Below are 4,800 nucleotides of genomic sequence, written 5' to 3'. Positions count from 1 at the left end.
GAATCCGCGGCAACGCGCGCCGAGACAGCTGCAAAACGGGCAGAGGATATTGCATCTGCCGTGGCGCTTGAGGATGCGAGCACGACGAAAAAGGGGATAGTACAGCTCAGCAGTGAGACCAGCAGCGAATCTGAGACGCTTGCAGCAACACCGAAAGCGGTCAAGTCTGCATACGACAACGCTGAAACACGCCTTCGGAAAGACCAGAACGGCGCAGATATACCTGATAAAGATAGGTTCCTGAGCAACATTAACGTCTACAGCAAAGGTGAAGTTGATCAAAAAAGGGGGATGCGTAAGTATTCCTTTTCTGCCCCAGCGAATGTTGTTGACGGGAAATGGTATCCGATTGTATTGCGCCGTTCAGCCGGATATAACGATGAACTTGCCAGCCGGGTGGTCATATCAACAAGACAGAATGCTGGTAATGATCCCATGAATAACTGCGAATTTAATGGCATCGTTACAAGTGGTGGTTGGTCGGACAGAGGATCATATGCTGCGGGTTATTTCTGGGCATATCAGTCTGAGGAACGGTCTATTCACTCAATTATCGCAAGCACTAAAGATGACGATGTTTGCAGTGTATTTTATGTTGAGGCCAGAGCTTTTCCGATTAAAGTATTTGCTGAGGAAGGGATAAGTGTCATTGTACCTACAACTGATTATACCGTAGGTCAAACTACATATAAGTGGGGTGTAACAGAACCTGCTACTGAATGTATAAATGCCCGTACTGTAATTGATTTTAACCAGGGGCGTGGTTATTACTGCTCGCATCAGTTTATTGGTGCCTTGCCTCTGTCTGGGGGGCAAATGTCCGGTGCATTGACTTTAGCAAATATGGCGCAACCATTAAGAACTCCAGGTGGTGGCATATTTGCCAATGATGGCAACTTGTATATCAATAAACCGGGTTTCGCTGGATGGATTGATGCGCTCTTTTTGAAATTAACAGGAGGCACAATAACCGGGTCGCTTACCGTTAATGGCGGCATTAAGGGTAATGCTTCAACGGCTACGAAGCTTCAAACGCCAATAAATATTAATGGTGTTAAGTTTGATGGCTCAGGTGACATCAACATTAATACCTTAGTGTCCAGAGGTATGGTGGCCGCATTAAGTGGCAATACACAAGGCACCCCAGGCGTTCAGATGTATGAAGCGTATAAAAATGGCTACCCCACGACTTACGGCAATGTGCTTCATATGAAAGGTGCGAATGCTGCTGGAGAGGGCGAATTGCTTATCGGGTGGAGTGGTACAAGCGGTGCACATGCTCCGGCATTTATTCGTTCGCGACGGGATACAACCGACGCCAACTGGTCGCCGTGGGCGCAGCTTTACACTACTGCCCATCCTCCGGCAGAGTTTTATCCAGTTGGCGCACCAATCCCGTGGCCATCAGATACCGTTCCGTCTGGTTATGCCCTGATGCAGGGGCAGACTTTTGACAAATCTGCCTACCCGAAACTTGCAACCGCTTACCCATCTGGTGTGATCCCCGATATGCGTGGCTGGACAATTAAGGGTAAACCCGCCAGTGGTCGTGCTGTATTGTCACAGGAACAGGACGGCATTAAATCGCATACCCACAGTGCCAGTGCATCCAGTACGGATTTGGGGACGAAAACTACCAGTTCGTTTAATTATGGTACCAGGTCCACGAATAACACCGGAGCGCACACCCATAGTGTCAGTGGTACGGCTGCTTCTGCAGGGGCACATACACACACGGTTGCCTGTTACCCATCTGGCAATACCGATCAGGGCGATCAAGCCCTCAAAGGTGCGTCTCGTTCAGGCTCGAGTACTGGCACATCGTCAGCCGGAGCGCATACCCACACGGTGTCAGGTACTGCTGCAAGTGCAGGCGCACACGCACATACTGTTGATATTGGCGCTCATACACACTCCGTTGCGATTGGTTCACATGGACACACCATCACCGTTAACGCTGCTGGTAACGCGGAAAACACCGTCAAAAACATCGCATTTAACTATATTGTGAGGCTTGCATAATGGCATTCAGAATGAGTGAACAACCACGGACTATAAAAATTTATAATCTGCTGGCCGGAACCAATGAATTTATTGGTGAAGGTGATGCATACATTCCCCCTCATACAGGTCTGCCTGCAAACAGTACCGATATTGCACCGCCAGATATTCCGGCTGGCTTTGTGGCTGTTTTCAACAGTGATGAGGCATCGTGGCATCTCGTTGAAGACCATCGGGGTAAAACGGTCTATGACGTGGCTTCCGGCGACGCGTTATTTATTTCTGAACTCGGCTCATTACCGGAAAATGTCACCTGGTTATCCCCGGAAGGGGAGTTTCAGAAGTGGAACGGTACAGTCTGGGTGAAGGATACGGAAGCAGAAAAACTGTTCCGGATCCGGGAGGCGGAAGAAACAAAAAACAGCCTGATGCAGGTAGCCAGTGAGCATATAGCGCCGCTTCAGGATGCTGTAGATCTGGAGATTGCAACGGAAGAAGAGGCGTCGTTGCTGGAAGCCTGGAAGAAGTATCGGGTGTTGCTGAACCGTGTTAATACAACAACTGCACCGGATATTGAATGGCCAGTAGCACCTATAGGGTAAATTCGTAATGATTACCTAAATACGTTATTCTTTTGTTAAAAAAGTGATTTTGCTATAGGTAGGGAGTATGTTCTTGGATTAAGAATAAAAAATCGCCATGAAAGAGCTTCATGGCGAGTACATAAACGTACAAAATGTGATGAAAGTAGAGTGGCGTAAGCCACTATATTAAGATATGACAATAGCGAAGAAAAGTAAATAACATTTCATGGACGTTTAATTGTTAATTATAAAAACTAGAGTGCCCGATATTGTTTATCTTGCTTTAAAATAATGTACTCAAACCAAATTTTTGAGCTAAAAGCTCAAATAATATAAATGCAATAATAATGTTTAATAAGACAATTAGCTTGCTTTGTATTTTCATTTCGGAATACTGTTAAGTAACTTTGATGACCCTAACAATAGATCGGAATTTTCTTAGAGTCAATGGTCACTGTTTTTGCTTGCAAAGCAAATGTTTTGGTGGTTATAAGTTGTCTTAATATAGTCACGCATGCAACTTGTTCCATGCGGAGATTAAAGATTGGAATATAACGCGAAGATGGAATTAAATTACATTTGCAATAATCAATTTATTATTACTCAATAATTACCGATATTATTATTGTAAATTAATCATTAGAGTGCAAAAAGAAATGTAACGGCAAAATAAGAGGACGATAGCTGAGAAAAAAGCGTGCTTTCCCAATCTGGGGCAAATCACGTCTGAATGACACCTGAAAACAGGTGGTAGCCTCAAGAAGGCTTGGAATATTCTTCTTTAATGTTATGTAATTCATTGATTTTTCGTGTACGATTTTAAGACATTTATTCCAAGAAAAATTTTTAACTCTTTGATTTTTCGACTCTGTATCATCGGTCTCGAAAACCGGAGTGGGGGCAACTCCACCGAGGGTTCAAATCCCTCTCTCTCCGCCACTATTCAAGCGCTTAGCCCACCTCGTGTCAGTGACATAACTCCCATTGAGAAAATTCAATGAGAAAAATTAATGAGAAACATTAATAGCAGATATTTATGTGAGGCAGGTCTTTGCGTAGGGATGTCTTAAATGTTAATGCCACCTTTGATTAACCGTGCAGTTATGTTGATAAATTCAGGTAAATAATTCGGCATCATGCATTGCGAATTGTTTGCTGGTGGCTGTCAGCCTAAAAATCTTAAATTGGTTGGGCAATAAATATGATGCACCATTTTGAGCAACCTTGAACCGCAGCGCAGGGGCTGCGGTTGGTGATTAATAACTTATCGATAATTGTCAGATTAATTACTGTAGGCCATCAGCAATTCCTGCGCCGCCAGTTTACCAAGTGCGTTAGCAGCAAACGGACTGTCACCCGTTAACAGCTTACGATCTTTGTGAACCCGACCAGTAATATCGTCATTTACTATGGTCATGCCCATTTTCTGCAGTTCCTCACCAAAAAACCACGTCAGTTGGCCAGGCATATAGCCGATATCTGGCGTCTGTTTGTCTGCTGCATCGGGGAAGGCGCAAATTGCGTAACCGTTTAGTGGATTATCTCCATAACGAAGGGAAAGAAATGCAGCAGGGCCGTGGCAAAGAGAAATAACAAACCGGTCATTGTTGATGGCCCACTGCAAAGTAGCTGCGACTTCCGGGCTTTCAGGCAGGCCAATTAATGCGCCGTGGCCACCGGGGATGAATACAGCAGCGTAAGGGCTATCGCCGTTAAGGTTTGCGACTACATTTGCCAGCTTCAGCGGATTACGGAACAGATGCTTATGCTGCTCAAAGAAGCCCATCACTTTTTCATCTTTGTGCGGCATCGCCCAGTATTCAAACTTCGTCATCAGACCGGAAATAGTTGCGACTTCAAACTCAAAGCCAGCGGCATGTAGATGATATAAAGGTAGAAGTGTTTCAATAGGATGGTTACCCGTTGAAAACAGAGCGCCATTATCAGTGGGCAGATAGCGTTCATCAGCGGCGATAACCAGAATCTTCTGCGGCCCTGTATAGGGGTTCGGATAATTGGCCCCCTCAAGGTCTGATACCGGGCTGGTATACTGACTTAGCGAGTATTCTGAAGGAAAAAAAGCATCATTTTCTGCTGCATCGATCTGCGGATTTTTACTTTTTTGAACAGTCATAGTGGGTGATGCTGCCAACTTACTGATTTAGTGTATGATGGTGTTTTTGAGGTGCTCCAGTGGCTTCTGTTTCTATCAGCT

At 45.0% G+C, this 4,800-nt stretch carries 3 protein-coding genes; 2 read left to right on the top strand and 1 reads right to left on the bottom strand.

What is annotated here, in order from left to right; translation table 11 throughout:
* Window positions 1-2,022: phage tail protein (locus K0335_RS21830; protein ID WP_231825855.1), on the top strand; the 2,022-nt coding region annotated here is incomplete at its 5' end.
* On the top strand, window positions 2,022-2,603 hold the full coding sequence (locus tag K0335_RS21825) for a tail fiber assembly protein (RefSeq protein ID WP_219394131.1): 582 nt from the start codon (window positions 2,022-2,024) through the stop codon (window positions 2,601-2,603). The genes K0335_RS21830 and K0335_RS21825, both read left to right, overlap by 1 nt.
* Window positions 2,604-3,867: 1,264 nt before the next feature.
* Here K0335_RS21825 and hchA read toward each other — a convergent pair.
* Window positions 3,868-4,719, bottom strand: coding sequence for a glyoxalase III HchA (gene hchA / locus K0335_RS21820; protein WP_000218044.1), 852 nt, complete (start codon window positions 4,717-4,719; stop codon window positions 3,868-3,870).
* Window positions 4,720-4,800 lie beyond the last annotated feature (81 nt).

The organism is Escherichia sp. GZ89 (assembly GCF_019366485.1).
Classification (GTDB): Bacteria; Pseudomonadota; Gammaproteobacteria; order Enterobacterales; family Enterobacteriaceae; genus Escherichia; species Escherichia fergusonii.
This window is presented reverse-complemented; position numbering and strand designations above follow the sequence as displayed.